Source organism: Paenibacillus sp. J5 (assembly GCF_054955055.1).
This window is the reverse complement of the sequence record NZ_JBUEDD010000007.1, coordinates 286,097-301,923: the sequence shown is the minus strand read 5'-3', so window position 1 is coordinate 301,923 and position 15,827 is coordinate 286,097. Positions and strand designations below refer to the sequence as shown.

15 protein-coding genes are annotated in these 15,827 nt (G+C 53.3%); 10 read left to right on the top strand and 5 right to left on the bottom strand.

From position 1 onward, the window contains the following. Nucleotides 1-32: 32 nt before the first annotated feature. The 3 genes from ACY1JZ_RS15265 to ACY1JZ_RS15255 are packed head-to-tail and all read right to left on the bottom strand — an operon-like array spanning nucleotide 33 to nucleotide 1,979. A complete protein-coding gene (locus tag ACY1JZ_RS15265) occupies nucleotides 33-857 on the bottom strand; it encodes a hypothetical protein (protein ID WP_462629921.1) in 825 nt (274 codons plus the stop codon). Beyond that, complete coding sequence (locus ACY1JZ_RS15260) at nucleotides 854-1,543, bottom strand: ATP-binding cassette domain-containing protein (RefSeq protein WP_462629920.1); 690 nt, start codon at nucleotides 1,541-1,543, stop codon at nucleotides 854-856. Before ACY1JZ_RS15260 ends, ACY1JZ_RS15265 begins: the two co-directional genes overlap by 4 nt. Then, the gene (locus tag ACY1JZ_RS15255) at nucleotides 1,536-1,979 is read right to left on the bottom strand and encodes a GntR family transcriptional regulator (protein WP_462629919.1); all 444 of its coding nucleotides are present in this window, start codon (nucleotides 1,977-1,979) and stop codon (nucleotides 1,536-1,538) included. The genes ACY1JZ_RS15260 and ACY1JZ_RS15255 overlap by 8 nt, the downstream gene beginning before the upstream one ends. 257 nt (nucleotides 1,980-2,236) lie before the next feature. Here ACY1JZ_RS15255 and pulA point away from each other — a divergent pair, with 257 nt between their 5' ends. The 4 genes from pulA to ACY1JZ_RS15235 all read left to right on the top strand — a co-directional run bounded on the left by pulA (nucleotide 2,237) and on the right by ACY1JZ_RS15235 (nucleotide 6,833). Beyond that, complete coding sequence (pulA, locus tag ACY1JZ_RS15250; protein ID WP_462629918.1) at nucleotides 2,237-4,198, top strand: type I pullulanase; 1,962 nt, start codon at nucleotides 2,237-2,239, stop codon at nucleotides 4,196-4,198. A 126-nt stretch (nucleotides 4,199-4,324) separates the two neighbouring features. Beyond that, a complete protein-coding gene (locus ACY1JZ_RS15245) occupies nucleotides 4,325-4,462 on the top strand; it encodes a hypothetical protein (protein ID WP_462629917.1) in 138 nt (45 codons plus the stop codon). Nucleotides 4,463-4,527: 65 nt separating this feature from the next. Further along, nucleotides 4,528-5,898, top strand: a complete 1,371-nt coding sequence (locus ACY1JZ_RS15240; protein WP_462629916.1) for a hypothetical protein — start codon at nucleotides 4,528-4,530, stop codon at nucleotides 5,896-5,898. Nucleotides 5,899-6,179: 281 nt separating this feature from the next. Further along, the gene (locus ACY1JZ_RS15235) at nucleotides 6,180-6,833 is read left to right on the top strand and encodes a GntR family transcriptional regulator (RefSeq protein WP_270169529.1); all 654 of its coding nucleotides are present in this window, start codon (nucleotides 6,180-6,182) and stop codon (nucleotides 6,831-6,833) included. 90 nt (nucleotides 6,834-6,923) lie between these two features. Here the strand turns inward: ACY1JZ_RS15235 and ACY1JZ_RS15230 are convergent, their stop codons facing one another. Continuing rightward, nucleotides 6,924-7,688: an SDR family NAD(P)-dependent oxidoreductase gene (locus ACY1JZ_RS15230; protein ID WP_462629915.1), complete on the bottom strand. Its 765-nt coding sequence runs from the start codon at nucleotides 7,686-7,688 to the stop codon at nucleotides 6,924-6,926. A 309-nt stretch (nucleotides 7,689-7,997) separates the two neighbouring features. Here ACY1JZ_RS15230 and ACY1JZ_RS15225 point away from each other — a divergent pair, with 309 nt between their 5' ends. Both ACY1JZ_RS15225 and ACY1JZ_RS15220 read left to right on the top strand, forming a co-directional pair. After that, a complete protein-coding gene (locus ACY1JZ_RS15225; RefSeq protein ID WP_270169525.1) occupies nucleotides 7,998-8,315 on the top strand; it encodes an acetyl-CoA acetyltransferase in 318 nt (105 codons plus the stop codon). A 226-nt stretch (nucleotides 8,316-8,541) separates the two neighbouring features. After that, nucleotides 8,542-9,291, top strand: coding sequence for a YwaF family protein (locus ACY1JZ_RS15220; RefSeq protein ID WP_462629914.1), 750 nt, complete (start codon nucleotides 8,542-8,544; stop codon nucleotides 9,289-9,291). A 154-nt stretch (nucleotides 9,292-9,445) separates the two neighbouring features. Here the strand turns inward: ACY1JZ_RS15220 and ACY1JZ_RS15215 are convergent, their stop codons facing one another. Continuing rightward, nucleotides 9,446-10,459 (bottom strand): LacI family DNA-binding transcriptional regulator, encoded by a 1,014-nt coding sequence (locus ACY1JZ_RS15215; protein ID WP_462629913.1) that lies wholly within the window; start codon nucleotides 10,457-10,459, stop codon nucleotides 9,446-9,448. Between the two features lie 340 nt (nucleotides 10,460-10,799). On the opposite strand from ACY1JZ_RS15215, the gene ACY1JZ_RS15210 reads away from it, so the two are divergent. The 4 genes from ACY1JZ_RS15210 (at nucleotide 10,800) to ACY1JZ_RS15195 (ending at nucleotide 15,742) form a co-directional block, all read left to right on the top strand. Beyond that, complete coding sequence (locus tag ACY1JZ_RS15210) at nucleotides 10,800-12,176, top strand: type 2 periplasmic-binding domain-containing protein (RefSeq protein ID WP_462629911.1); 1,377 nt, start codon at nucleotides 10,800-10,802, stop codon at nucleotides 12,174-12,176. Between the two features lie 67 nt (nucleotides 12,177-12,243). After that, nucleotides 12,244-13,134, top strand: a complete 891-nt coding sequence (locus tag ACY1JZ_RS15205) for a carbohydrate ABC transporter permease (protein ID WP_462629910.1) — start codon at nucleotides 12,244-12,246, stop codon at nucleotides 13,132-13,134. Then, entirely contained in the window at nucleotides 13,131-13,964 is an 834-nt protein-coding gene (locus ACY1JZ_RS15200) for a carbohydrate ABC transporter permease (RefSeq protein ID WP_270169502.1), read from the top strand. Before ACY1JZ_RS15205 ends, ACY1JZ_RS15200 begins: the two co-directional genes overlap by 4 nt. 11 nt (nucleotides 13,965-13,975) lie before the next feature. After that, nucleotides 13,976-15,742 carry a glycoside hydrolase family 32 protein gene (locus tag ACY1JZ_RS15195; RefSeq protein WP_462629909.1) on the top strand — a complete coding sequence of 589 codons (1,767 nt, stop codon included), beginning with the start codon at nucleotides 13,976-13,978 and terminating at the stop codon, nucleotides 15,740-15,742. Nucleotides 15,743-15,827 lie beyond the last annotated feature (85 nt).

Genomic DNA, 15,827 nt, shown 5'->3' with positions numbered 1-15,827 from the left:
CCTCTCCAATTCCTGCCTATCTATCTGTCGCTTTACACAGTTATTTTCTTCTTCAGCAGTCGACTACCTAACCATGCCGATCCGGCAGCAACGAGCAGGCAGGCCAGCCACTCCAGCATGACGAATTCCTCCGGATACAGATAGTCCGAGCGAATCAGTCGCTTGAATAACAACGGGAGCAACGTTACCAGCAGGCAGACGATGGCATAGCCTACAGCATAGCCGATACCGATCAGCCTCCGGTAGCTTCGTTCCAGCAATATCGCGTTAAACACAATCAACAGCATCAGAACGCCTAGTCCGCAGCGATAGACGAAATGCTCGAATGTCCGGGGCAGCAATAGATTGAGCACCGTGTTGACTTCAATCCCCTCCGCAATATAGGAAGGCGCGACGAGCTCTGACGGCACCATCCCCATAAACAGCCCATACTCCACCCACATCAGCAGCACCTGGAAGCCAAGCAAGGACAGCGCAAAGACGAGGATAGCGGTCAGCTTCGCCCAATAGATCTGGCTTCTTGCAGTGGGCAGCATGAGCAGCCGATATATGAAGGTGTGACCGCCAAACCAATCGCGGTACCAGATTATAAACATATAGAGCGCAAGAATAGCGGCACACAGCAGCACCGGCAACGTGTGCCAGAGCTGAATGTCAACCATCGCTTGCGGGAAGGACAACTCCTGACGAATCCACATCCCATGCTGACGGATATACTCCTGCCGGATTGCAACCTCATCCAGCGTATATAAGGCTATCGCGCCAAGCTGGACGAGCGCCACCAGCCCCATCATACTGACAAGAACATAACGAAAGCGGTGAATCTCCATATGAACCAGCTTCCAATAATAACTCATGAGGCATACACCTCCCTCATCAGATCGACAAGAGACTTTCCTTGCTCGCTGCGCATCTGCTCGCAGTCCAACTCCATATGTACCTTGCCTCCCAATAAAATGACTGCCTTATCAATCAGATACTCCATCTCGCTCACCTCATGAGTGGTCAGCAGCACGCCCCGCTCCTCGATCAGCTCGCTGGAGAACACCTCGGCAATCTGCTCGCGGCTGAACAGGTCGATGCCGGAGAAGGGCTCATCCATAAGCACATAATCGGTCTGTTGCCCCAGCCCGAGCACCAGATTGTACTTGCTGGCTGTCCCTTTAGACAAGTTGCCGACCCGCTCTCCCTCCTCCAGACGAAAGAATCGCATCAGTTCTCCTGCCCGCTCCCTATCCCAGCTCGCATAGAAATCCGCCATGAATTGCAGCCCCTCCGACAGCTTCATGCCAGAGGGCATCGTCAGATGATCCGGGATGAAGGCAAGCTTCTCATAGGTCGATTGGTGAAGCGGCTGCCCATCGATTCGGATATGTCCGCTCGTCACCGGAAGCAATCCAGCAATTGCCTTCATGATCGTTGATTTGCCTGCCCCATTCATGCCGATCAGGCAAGTAATCTGCCCTTTCTCTACGGTAAATGTTACCTCCTGCAGCACCGGTCGCTTGCGATAGTGCTTGCATAGCTGATGGATCTCAATCATGCGGACTCCCTCCCTCTCCCGTGTTCATTGGCGCTGTGCGCGGATTAGCCTGCGCCTGCTCATATTTGCTCTTCACCAGCTCAACGAGCTCATCAAGCGGAACGTCAATCTTCGCTACCGAGCTTACAAACGCCTCCACCGCTTCGCTCAGCAGCTCGGTGCGTATCGCCCGCAATACGTTTTCCTCTGAGGTAATCCGGCTAGGCGAATTCCCTTCGGTGACTATCAATTGGCACTCCTCCATCTCCTTGTACGCTCGCTGCGCCGTATTGGGATTAATCTTGAGCAGAGCGCCCAGCTCCCGGCGCGATGGAATGACTTGCCCGGCGCGTAGACGGCCGGTAACGATCTGTTCCTTGAAATGCCGCACAACCTGCAAATACACCGGATCACGGCTGTTGAACACAACATTCTCCCAGCCACCCTCTGTTTTCATACCTCTTCCTCACATCCTCTTAGTGTATGTATTAAGTAGTTCATACACTACAAGCGTATTATATGCTTCATACACTTGAGTTGTCAATCTGCTTCCCGCTTGCATCATAACAGAGCCTGCCCGGTCTGCTGCTGTCCTCCTGCTCGCAATCAGATCGCCACACGGTTATTTTTCCGTCCAATTGTTGGACATCACGCCCCTTTCCTGCTTAAATTAATACAGCACACTACACACTACATCAGACCGGAGGGCATGCCATGGCTGTACAAAAGAAACCGGAGCGCCCGCTCGATTATGGAAGAACCTCTACAGGCATCACCGTATTTTCACCGGCATTCGATGCGCATTATGCTTATAGCGGGGACGATCTGGGGTGCAGCTACAGTCCGCAGCAGACGCGATTTGTGCTATGGGCGCCTACGGCGGAGGAAGCCTTCGTCGTGCTGTATCACGGGGACGATGACATGGCGGGACATACGATAGCGATGATGCGGGAGGAGCGCGGCGTATGGCGCACCGCTGTCAGCGGCGACCTGGATGACCGCCAGTATAATTATCGCGTCAAGGTTGGCGAGCAGTGGAATGAAGGCACCGATCCGTATGCGCGCGCTGTCTCCATCAATGGACGCCGTGGCGTCGTGATCGATCTGGGCAGGACGAATCCGACCGGATGGGAGCAGGATCGACGCCCCCCATTCGCCCATATGCAGGATGCTGTAATCTATGAGCTGCATGTGCGCGATCTGACGAGCCACCCGCTTAGCGGGGCTGACCACCCGGGGAGCTATGCCGCTGCCGCGCAGACGGGTACGCGCGGGCCGGACGGCATCCCGACCGGACTCGATCATATCGCCTCGCTCGGCGTGACCCATGTGCAGCTATTGCCGGTGTTTGACTATAGCGAGGACAGTGTCGACGAGAGCGATCCGCGCGCCAGCTATAACTGGGGCTACGATCCGAAGAACTATAATGTCCCAGAGGGAAGCTATGCTACCGATCCTTATGATCCAGCAACACGCATCCGCGAGCTGAAGTCGCTCGTGCAGGCACTCCATGCCAAGGGGCTGCGCGTCATTATGGATGTTGTCTATAATCATATGTACGATGCGTATCGCTGCAACTTCACCCAGCTTGTGCCAGGCTATTACTTCCGGTATGCCGATCCGCATGGACAGGAGCTGGCTGACGGCTCAGGCTGCGGCAATGAGACGGCATCGGAGCGGGCGATGATGCGCAAGTTCATCGTCGAGTCGGTCGCCTACTGGGCACAGGAATATCATATCGACGGCTTCCGCTTCGATCTGATGGGGCTGCATGACCTGGAGACGATGAATGCTGTGCGCGCCCGGCTGGAGCAGATTGATCCGCACATGCTGATCACAGGCGAAGGCTGGATTATGGGGAGCACGCTCCACCCCGAGCTTGGAGCCAACCAGCGCTACGCCGCCGTACTGCCGCGCATCGCCCAGTTCAATGACGGGCTGCGCGATGCGCTCAAGGGCAGCATCTTCAGTCCTGCCGCCCGCGGCTTCATCAGCGGACAGGATGGCATGGAACAGCGCGTGAAGAGTGGCATAGCTGCGGCGATCACCTACGACGAGCCTATTCGCGGCTATGCGGACAGCCCGGCGCAATGCCTCAACTTTGCCGAATGTCATGATAACCATACGCTCTGGGATAAGCTGGCGCTCTCCAACCCGGATCAGGAGGAAGCGGCTCGCGTCCGCATGCAGCAGCTCGCCGCTGCTATCGTGCTGACTGCACAGGGCATCCCCTTCCTCCATGCCGGACAGGAATTTATACGCACCAAGCAAGGGGTGGAGAATAGCTACCAGTCGCCAGACGAGATCAATGGGCTGGACTGGGAACGCTGCGCCCGCTACCAAGCGGAGGTGGAGGAGATTCGGCGGCTGATCGCACTGCGCAAGGAGCATCCCGCCTTCCGGCTGCGTTCCGCACAAGCGATCCGCGCAAGCCTGTTCTTCGAGGATGCGCCGCCCCTGGCAATCGCCTACACGCTGCGCAATCATGCAGGGGGCGACCCTTCGCAGCATCTGTATGTGCTCTACAATGGCAGCCGAGATACCATCAGCCTGCGGCTCCCGCAGCTTGGACAGTGGGAGGCCCTCTGGTGCCCGTATGGACAATTAACTCAAGATGAGCACGGGCTGCTGCTGGAGGCCTCCGGCAGCTCCTGCACGATCGTTCATATCCGATAGACAGAGCAGTCTGCACCCGCTCCCCCGCCCGGCTTCGTCCGCGGATAGGGAGCGGGTGCTCCTGTATCATAGAGCAGCAGCCATGTCGAATGAGCGGAATGCACGAAGGCGAATGAACGAGGTCGGATGGACGAAAGCGATAACGACGGTCGGATGGACGAAAGCGACAGCGGCGGTCGGGTGGACATAGGACAGACTGAGACGGAAGCACTCCATCATGAGGCAGGCGAATCGATTTTTTTCAATAATCAGATTGACAGTTGACCAGAGGGATGGTACGATACATAACACCAATCACAAGTAAATACATAGGAATTAAGGAGAATAACATGAAACCACTTCAACCACCCGCCCACAAATTGCTGCTTAGTCTTGCCCTGGGGGCAGCCTTGCTGCTCCAGCCGCTCGCAGCGCAGCCCGTAGCCGCATTGTCTACCACCGCATACAATGAGCTGACGAGTGCGGCAGAATATTCTGCCTTCCTGCAAGACAAGTACGGTATCCAGATTGGCGAGCAACTGACCCGAGGCGACTTCATTCGCGATGTAGCCGCGGTGCTGCCTGCGAAGGAAGTGACAGATAATGCTGTTGCCTTCAGCGATCTGGCTGCCACGGACAGCCTGCACACCGCGGCATCGAAGCTATACAAGCTGGGCATCCTGAACGGGCCTGCGATCGAAGCGAAGCAGCCGCTGACGAATCTGGCTGCCATTCTGATCGCGGTCAGAGCCTCCGATCTGAAGGAGCTGGCCTATTCTTACCCGGAGGCGAAGGCAGACAAGGCGCTGGCCAAGCTGCCTGCGAATACGGCCTCCTTCTCGCTGAAGACGAAGCAGGAGCTGGCTGCCGCCCTCGATACAGGCTTGCTGCCGGAGTCCTATTGGAGCAAGCTGACGCTGAGCCAAGCGGCATCGACTGAGCTGGCGCAGGTGCTGCTGGGCAAGATCGTCTCCTTCAATGGCCAGTACAAGCATTACATCGGCACCATTGGTGATCACGATATTTATACGAAGCTGCAGGATGCTTACCGCACCTCGAACATCATTCAGATTCCTACTCTGCAGAATGTCGTGGACACCGCACTCAAGCAGAACATCGTGACCGGCTACAACCTGAAGGATTCGCGCTATGACGCCAACTTTATCGAGTCGCTGTCTATTACCTATGGTCACTCCGATCTCAAGCATGCGATCCAGTTGATCGGGCTGCTGCGCTCCGAGGGTCTGGATGCCAAGGTTCAGCTCGAGCCGAAAACGTCTGCCTTCATCCACCTCAAGGAATGGGGCGAGCCATACGAGAGCGAGACAGCCAAGGTCGTGCAGATCGATAACGGCAATTACATTACCTATGCCAAGGAATACGATCTGCAGTTCGAGTTCCAGAGCACAGCCGATAAGGCAGCCTTCCAGGACATTATATTGACCTATGCCAAAAAGAATCAAAAAGACCAGCCCGGCCTCATAGCCGGCTCGTGGTGGCAGCCGCTCTACTATTCCCAGACCAAGCTCGACGATTACAAGGTCATTGCCAATAACAAGATTGCGGACGGTCATTACTATGCCCAATCCTTCTCACTCGAGGGTAAGGCACAGGCCGTGAAGGACGGCTTCGCCAAGGTCGATCCGTCGGTCAAGGTGGAGTCCTACACCTTCTGGGTCGATGCTCCATTCTTCAACTACTTGAATGGTGAGTCGCTGTAGCTGTAACACCAGCTATTGCCTGCACCATGATGATCTCCCCGAACCGATAACGTTCTTCAGGAGCCTGCTGCGATCCGCGGCAGGCTCCTGGGCGTTGCCGACCTTTACGTCTGAATACTTGGCGAGTTGAACCAATAACATCATCATCAGAATGCGGGAGAGAGTGAGCTATGGCAAAGCATGATGCTTGATCTCCCTTATGACGGGTTGAATTTGAGAGCGATGTGGTGTAAAATTAATCGCTATACATTATTTCCTAGAAGGGATAAATGGAGTAGATAATGAAACATTTTAATTTCTCTTCAATAATGGCAGATCAAACCAATTCAATCCCGGAACAAATAGCAAATCACATATTGAGAAAAATATTTAAAGGTGAACTAGTACAAGGTACTCGTCTCATTGAATCCAATATAGCGAAAGAATTGAATGTGAGTAACATTCCTGTCAGAGAGTCGTTCTATATTCTTCAAAATACTGGGGTTGTAGAACGATTGCCAAGAAAAGGCGTTCGCGTGAAAGCTATATCCAGACAAGAGATGAATGACTATACAGATGCATTAGTTGAACTATTTGATCTAGGAATAGAGTATTCCAAATCCAAATGGGATGATGAGAAGCATGCTCTTCTTAAACAGTATTTAGTTGAAGCAAGGGATGAGCTTCTGCAAGGAAATATTTTAGAATATGTAGTTAATGTTCATCGACTATGCGGATATGTATTTCAGGTTGCTGGCAATATAGCATTTATGAAATTTTACTCCGACCTTACTTTTATTACAAATGCCTATTCTCAAATGAACTGGGGAGATGTTGAACGAACAAAGGAACGTTACATCTACTTAGAAGAGATGGTTCATGCAATCGTCCAATCGGATTTTGAGAAAGCAAAAGCAGCTTTTGAAATTTTGACCAGACAATCTCTAAATATATAGAACAAAGCAAAAAGAAAGAGACAGCTACATGTGCCATTCCCTATGTAGGAGGATGAACACACCGAAGCTGTCTTTCTTTTGCTTGTCTGCTTAGTTAGCCATTACGCCGCCATCAACTACTAATTCTGTGCCCGTAATGAATTTGGATTCGTCTGATGCCAGGAATAGTGTAGCATAGGCAATATCAATAGGGTCGCCAAAGTGACCTAGTGGTGTTTTATTTAAATAGTACTGTTTCGCTGCTTTCATATCTTCATTTTCAAGTACGGCAGACATTGGAGTTCTAATTTGACCGGGGCAAACAACGTTTGAACGTACATTATCTTTGCCATAGTCTACAGCAATATTTCTAGACATACCGATTAGGCCGGCTTTTGCAGCCCCATAGCCTGTGCCGCCTTGTCCGCCGATTAGACCACCGATAGAGGATATCGTTACGATGGAACCGCCACCATCTTTAATCATTTCAGGAATCGTATATTTGCTTCCTAGGAAGGCACCTTTTAAGTTAATGGCCAAGAGCTTATCCCACTCATCTGGATCATGATCAGCCGCCTTCGCGATGAATGGACCAGCCACTCCAGCAGTATTCACTAGGACATTAACTTTGCCATAGGCTTCAACAGCAGCCTGGACAGCATGTATCCAATCTTCAGAGGATGAAATGTTTAATTTAACAGCAATGGCATCTCCACCGTCTGTTTTAATTTCATCAATGACAGCTTGAAGACCTTCTATGTTCATATCACCGCCAACGACTTTAGCCCCTTCTTTTGCAAACAGACGAGCTTGCTCAGCTCCCATACCACTGCCTGCGCCAGTAATAATCGCTACTTTGCCTGCTAATCTTCCCATGATGCCACCTCCATGAATGTGTAAAGCATTGTCAACAAAATTATATATAATATATTATTTGTTCTCGTTAATTATATATAATATATTTTTCTTTGTCCATGATGAACTCTAACATCCTGACCCCTTCTTTCATCGCTTGAGGTAGCCTGGCTGGATGTGTCTGGCATAGAACTGGACTGCTTCGGGATGAGATATGATCGCCTCCCTACGCACCCTGGAGTAGGCATATGCATATGCTGGGATTACAAGTGTAGTCATCCGAAGGATGCCGGGCCAGCTTGGGCCCAATTTCATTGCGGAGGTATTCCCATGACCCAACGGAATCAAGGAAGTACGATTGTGTATCAATGCCATCACGACATGGCAGAGCAAATCCGGGCGCATCGCCAGGGCATCTATGATGCACTGCAGCAATGCTCCAATCGCCCGATCCGAGTGCAGACGATCGACGGCGCCACCTACGACGGTTATGTGTCCGAGGTGAAGAATGGCTGCCTCTACCTGATGACCGCCCAGCCCACCTATGACAGTCGGGCATTCAATCCGTTCTTTCCGCAGAACTACTACTACAACAATGTTATTTTGCCGCTCGTCCTGTATGAGCTGCTGGTCATCTCGCTGCTATAGCCTGCGAGCCCTATATGCAAACAGCCCGCTCCAATGTTGGAGCGGGCTGTTTGCAGGATGCCTCCCATGCTGTATGCTAGTTACAACAGCGCGTAGTTGGATGGCGCGGCCAATCGACTGCGTCCTTGCGCATCCCGCCACTGCACTTCGTTGTGCAATGGGCATCGGTCAATGACACCCTATGGATTCTGCACCTGCCGTTCAGAGTATCGAAGGAGGAATTGCAATGGAGACGATCGCCAGTTGGTTCGCAGCAAGCCATCCCGGAGGCTTTATCGCCTTCTCCGCCTCGCACCGCATCGTACTCGCTCTATTTGTATTGGCTGTGCTGATGCTATACCTGCTGCGCCAACACCTCTCCCATCCACGCCGCCGCATAGCTGGTCGCTTCATCCTGGCCATGCTGCTGATCGGCTGCGAGCTGTCCTTAAATATATGGTATATCGCGCAAGGTGTATTCCGCGCCAAGGATACACTGCCGCTGGAGCTATGCAGCATCTCATTGTATTTGTGCATCATAATGCTGCTATGTCGCAGCTATGCCGCGTATCAGATCGCTTACTTCACCGGCATCGGCGGCGCACTGCAAGCACTGCTTACTCCAGTGCTCGCTTATCCATTTCCGCATTTCCGGTTCATCGTCTTCTTCCTCTCCCATGCGCTCATCATTTTGTCCGCACTCTACATGACATGGGTCGAGGACATGCGTCCGACCTGGCGATCGATCCTGATTACGATGGGCTTCCTCAATGTGCTGCTCATTATCGTCAGCGGCGTCAATGCTCTGACCGGAGGCAACTATATGTTCGTCGCCCGCAAGCCAGAGACCGCTTCCCTGCTCGATCTGCTTGGCCCTTACCCCTGGTACCTGCTGTCGCTAGAGGCCGTGGCGCTGGTGCTGTTCGTGCTGCTCTACCTGCCGTTTGCCCTGTCTGACCTGCGCCGCAGGCGGCAGCGCGCAATCAGCGACTCATGAAGCAAGAGCAGGTCTGGCACGTCGAGTCCGTGAGTGATCCTGTTCGCTCCAGACTTGTGCTTGCGCCATGCGCCAGTTGTACAAGCTGCGTGCAGTGACCATGCTTTAATAGCGGCAGCATGTCACGCGAGCATATTACTGTCCATCGAACCTCTCAAGCCCTGCCCGATGCTTTCTTCCGATTCGAGGTGCGGCGCTCAATCAGCGCCGGATCAAGCTTGATCTGAACCTTCTCGGTGCCGGGCGACGCTTCATGGTCGATCCGATTCAGCATAATCTCGATCGTCATCTTCACCATGTCCTCGATCGGCTGATGGATGCTGGAGATTTCCATCATTTTCGCCAGGTACGTATCGTCGAAGCCGATGACGCTAATCTCCTCTGGAATACGGATCTGCCGCTCCTGCGCCGCCTTGATGAATTCGAGCGCCATCACATCATTCGCCGTAAATACACAGGTGAAATCGAACGACCCGACCCGATTCAGATAGGCATCAATATCCCGCCGCATCAGGAAATTCGTATTCGAGCTCTCCTCAAGCTGGATATAATTCGCTGGATCGAATTCAAACCCATTCTCATATAGCGCACTCTTGTAGCCCAGAAACTTATCATCCGGCGTTGTACCAATGAAGCCGAATCTCTGGTGCCCGGCATAGATGAAGGTCTCTCCCGCAATCTTGCCCGCCTTCATATGATCCAGTCCTATGCTGTCGAACATCTCCCGATTCTGCGTCATCACGACGACCGGAACCGGAAGCTTGCTGATTCGCTGCAGGTTGTAGTCGCCAGTAGGCACGATGATGATGCCGTCTACCTGACGGGCAATGAAGTTCTGGATATTGTCCCATTCGGTAATCGGATTATGCTTGGCATTATGCAGCAGTATGCTGTAGCCATTCTTGCGCGCCTCCAGCTCCAGCGTGTCGATAATCTCGATAAAATACGGGTTGTACGTCTCTGTAACCGACAGCCCGATAATATTGGATTGATTATGCTTCAGCGTCTGCGCCGCCTTGTTCGGCACAAAGCCCACGCTCTGGATGACCTCCTGCACACGCCGTGCCGCCTCTTCGTTCACACCTTTATTGCCATTGATGACCCGGGAGACGGTCGCCTGGGACACATTCGCCAGCTTGGCGATCTCCTTCATCGTCCATTTCGCCATTACAATACCCCCACATACAGAATACGTATTCACTCTATTCGCGATTTATTCTAATCATTTATATCGATGATTCCTATTCAATGCCTGCACACAATGTCTGCACATTGTTGCCTTTCGTGTGTACTGGCCACGCTCCGCCTGCCCTATCGCTTATGAATTCATGCCTAACCGGCCTTCCTCCACTTACGATACTTTATTTCATAGCCTAATGTGAATTTTTTTGAAACCGTTTTAAAACCGGTTGACAATTCCTCTGCTCCTATTATAACATAAAAACCAGAAAGAGTGAATACGTATTCACGTTCCATTCACCGCATTCAACTAAGGGGGTACTCATCGAATGAAAAAATTAATAACCATCGCTGCTGCTGCAACTCTGGCCTTCGGCCTGGCAGGCTGTAGCTCCTCCAAGGAGTCAGACGCCGGCATCGTTGTATGGACTCAGGCAGCAGCCGATCACCCGGAAGGCAAGATGTTCGCCGAGCGGATCAAGCGCTACAATGAAGCCCATCCCGACCAGCCGCAGGTTGAGATTCAGAATATTACAAGAGCAGGGGCAGGCTCCGGCTACATCGACAAGCTGAATGCCGCGATCACCTCCAACAGCATGCCGGATATTTTCACACTGGACGGTCCAGACGTTGCAGCCTATGTAGAGGCGGGCGTTATCGGGGAACTGGACGGCTATATGTCTCCCGGCTTTCATGATGGCTTCACGGAAGCAATGATCAAGCAAGGGACGGTAGACGGGAAATTTTACGCGATGGGGTATCAGGATTCCGGGGTCGTCGCGATGTACAACGAGGATATGATCCAGGCTTTGCCGGATGAGGTGAAGGCGCTGGTGCCAGCATCGGATCAGGATTGGACATGGGGCCAGTTCACCGAGCTGGCAAGAAAGATTGACGATTACGCCCAGACAACGACCGCCCCTGCCTTCAAGGATTATGAAGCGGCTGTCAGCCTGTCGCTGTGGGAGATTCCAGGCGGCGCATATGAGCTGGGAACGTACTTCTTCACGCCGCTACTGTGGGCGAATGAAGCGAACATCGTCGCAGAGGACGGCGTAACGGTGGACGGTGTGCTGAATAGCGACAAATCGGTCGAGGCGCTCACTCAATACGCGCAGCTATTTGCCGGTAACCCGCTGGCTAGCGCATCGGAGTCGCAAAAGGCATTTCACAGCGGCAAGACCGCGCTGTCGATCAGCGGCTTCTGGTTCATCAGCGACATTACCAACAACTACCCGGACTTGAAATTCCGCACCGTGCGCTATCCGAAGATGAATGGCGATTATAACGGACTGTATACGCCTTCCGGTAGCTGGGCCTTTGTCCGCAATGGACAGATCGAGGACGAGGCGCGGATCAAGCAGGTGGTGGAAGTGATGGAATGGTTGAACAACGACGAGGCGCATAAGGAATACTACAAGGCCAATGGTGCTATTCCAGGCCGAATCCAGGCTGTTGATGCGATCGACACGAACACTCCGAATGCGTACCATAACGAGGCGTGGGAAGTGCTGAAGCATGAGGTCAAGAACACGAACAAGGCGCGGCCGATCTCGCCTGGCTATCCGTATCTGTCCGAGACGTTCGCCAAGGACATCATCTTGAAGATCGCGCAGAACAAGACCACCGATGCCGCTGCCATCAAGGGCTATCTGGATGACGCCGTGAAGAAGATTAATCTGGAATTCAAGAAATATCAAAAATAATCATGGAGCACTGAAGGCGAAGCGGCAAGCTTCGCCTCCTACGCAATGAACTAAAGGATGTGTAGCCGTGACTAAACGCAAGCACTACAAAAAAAGCGATCTGCTAACCGCCTACGGATTTTTGGGGCCAGCTATTCTGCTGGCCGTTGTATTTATATTGCTGCCGATCATTCTGGCCTTCACGTATGGCTTTACCGACTATTACTTGCTCAAGCCTGGTCAGAAGCAATTCATCGGCCTGGAAAATTTCGTTCGTATGGCTACCGATGAGGTGCTGATCCAGAGCTTCTACAATACCTTGCAATTCGTCGTGCTCGTCGTACCGCTGCAGCTATCGCTGGCGCTGGCGCTGGCGATGATCGTCAACAAGAAGATTCGGGGCGTGGGCTTCTTCCGCACCGCCTTCTTCTCGCCTGCTGTGCTGTCGCTCGTCGTCATCTCGATTCTGTGGACGGTCATGCTGAATCCGACCTCCGGGCTGATTAACGAGCTGCTGGCCGCCATCGGTCTGCCGAAGCAGCCGTTTCTGACGAGCAGCGGGCAAGCGATGCCGACCATCGTCGCCATCTCCGCCTGGTCGGGGTGCGGCTACCAGATGATGATCTTCCTGGCCGGACTCAAGAACATCGATCCGCAATTGTATGAAGCGGCGGAGATCGACGGCGCAGGCGGATTGCAGCGCTTCCTGTCAATCACCCTCCCGTCCTTGAAGCCGATCACGATGTTTCTGGTCATCACGACTACGATTCAGGCATTCAAGCTGATCGTGCAGCCGATGGTTATGACGGGCGGCGGGCCGGACAATTCCACGCAGACGCTACTGCAATACATCTATGAATATGGCTTCCGCCACCGGAATATCGGGTATGCGAGCGCAGTCACGCTGGCCTTCACCCTCTTCCTGATTCTCATCTCGATTGTGATCAAAAAACTGTTCAGGGAGGAGCGAACCGCATGAAGCTCGTTCGAAAGGTATTATTTTATGTGCTGGCGATCGCGCTGGCGTTGCAGTTTCTTATTCCGCTCGTCTGGATGGTCGTCTCCTCCTTCAAGCTGGACAGCGCCATCTACCGGGATGTGAGCACCATCTATGCGATTGTTCCGAAGTTCTCGGATATGTCGCTGCAATCGTATAAGGAGCTGCTCGGCTTTTACAATATTTTCACCAATCTGCTGAACAGCCTGATCTACGCCAGCGTGACGGTTATCTTCGGATTGACGATTAATTCATTGGCAGGCTACGCGCTCGGGCGCTTCAATTTCCCGTTCAAGGACAGCATCCTGCTGTTCATTATCGCCCTGATGATCGTGCCGATCGAGGCCACCATCCTGCCGATGTTCCTGGTCGTCAATGAGCTGGGCATGATTAATACCATTCCCGGCTATCTGGTGCCGTTCTTCGTCAATGTCATGAATGTGTTTTTGTTCCGGCAGCATTTCCTGTCGTTCCCGGAAGAGCTGATCGAGGCTTCCAAGATCGATGGACTGGGCGAGATTCGCACCTTCTTCCAGATTGTCGTCCCTTCCAGCCTCAATATGTATATCACGGTCGGCATTCTTACCTTCCTGGCCTCGTGGAATGATTTTCTGTGGCCGGTCATGGCGCTGTCCAAGTCGGAGCTGATGCCGATCCAGGTTGCATTGAACGCGATCTTTAGCGATACGTATAATATTTTCACAAGTCACATTATGGCGGCCCTGACGATGGTCACAATTCCGATTGTCGTCCTGTATATTATATTCCAGAAATATATTGTAGAGGGTTCGCTGCAGAGCGGCATCAAATAAGGAGTGGACCTATGAAGAGATTAGAGAGAGCCAACCAATACATTCAAGCTCATAGAGATCAAGTGACGGAGCGACCGCTATTCCATCTAACGCCAGAGGTCGGGTGGATGAATGATCCGAACGGCTTCATCTACTATCGCGGACAATACCATCTATTCTATCAGCATTATCCCTACGATACAGCATGGAGCGATATGCACTGGGGGCATGCCGTATCGGATGACCTCGTACACTGGCGCTATCTCCCTGTCGCGCTGGCGAATGATACGCTGCATGATGCCAATGGCTGCTTCTCCGGGAGCGCCATCGAGAAGGATGGCAAGCTGTATCTCATGTACACCGGGCATCTTGACCCGAATCTTGGCTATGACCGTGAGGAAGATCAGGTCGTGGAGACCCAATGTCTGGCCTATTCGGAGGATGGAATTACCTTCCACAAATATCCGGGCAACCCGGTCATCGGCAAGGACGAGCTGCCCGAAGGGTACTTGATCTGCGACTTCCGCGATCCGAAGATATGGGAGGCGGGCGGTGTCTACTACTGCGTACTCTCCGTTCGCAACTCGCTGCGGCGTGGAGAGATTCTCCTCTTCCAATCGCATAATCTGACAGACTGGACGTTCCACTCCTCGATCTATCAGTCGCAGCCAGAGGAGAACATCCTGCTGGAATGTCCTGACCTGTTCCGTATCGGGGACAAGGATGTGCTCGTCGTATCGGTCATGCCTTGCGACCCGGAGTATCAACAGAGCGTGGAGAACCACACCCTGTACATGATCGGGAAGCTGGACTACGAGAACGGGCGCTTCCTGCCGGAGAGCAGCGGCTTGCTCGATTACGGCAGCACCTTCTACGCGCCGCAGTCGGCGGCAGGCAAGGAGGGCGAGCGGATCATGTTCGGCTGGATGCATCGCTGGCACCAGCCCGCACCGCCCAAGGAATATGGCTTCACCGGGATGATGTCGCTGCCGCGCCGTCTGGACATTCAGAGCGGTCGCCTCATCCAGCAGCCTGGCCTCCACGTTGAGCAGCACTTCGAGCCGATGGCGACCCATGAGCATGTCCTGCTCAATGCAGGCGCTAGCCTGAAGCTGGAGGGACAGCCAGCCGGTTATCTGCGTCTTGAGGTGAAGCCCGGGGCTGGACGGTTCGTCGTGGAGCTGCATCGGCAGTCCGGGCTGTCCGGGCTGGAGCAACAGGCCAGCATTGCTCCGGGGCAAGGGCAGCAGCAGTCCAGCACAGCCGTTGCACAGGCAGGAGAGGCGCAGGCGGCAGTATCCACGGCAATAGCGACTGCGACTGCGGAGGCGACTACGGAAGTGGCTGCAACTGCGGAGGCAACTAATGTGAATGCGACCGTTGTGCGCGCAACCCGTCTTGCGGTCGATATGACGAGCGGTACGCTCACCTTATCCTCGGATTACAGTGATCAGCCGCCAGTCATCATCACCACATCCCTCCCTGCTGCAAGCTGTAACAGCACAGACCAGGAGCGGAGCAGTGTTACGGCTCCCGCGCCGGGTACAGCAGGCGGCAGGAGCGAAGTAAACGGTGCCGACTCATCTGACTCATCTGACTCATCCCACTCATCCGATGATGGTCTAACGCTGGAGCTGTTCATCGACCTTCACTCGATCGAGCTGTTCGTTAACTCTGGCGAGAAGGTCGCCACCCTCACGGCTTATAGCCTGGGCAAGGGCTGCGGCCTCTCCCTCAGCGGCGAGGAAGACACCGCGTTCCGTCTCATTCACTATGCCTCGCTGCGACAGCGGGCATAAGGAATAAGGAGATACGATTACGCTCTCCTGTGGTGTCTCACTTTTGTGGCGACTCACTCCTATTCGCACGATCTACCCATACGAA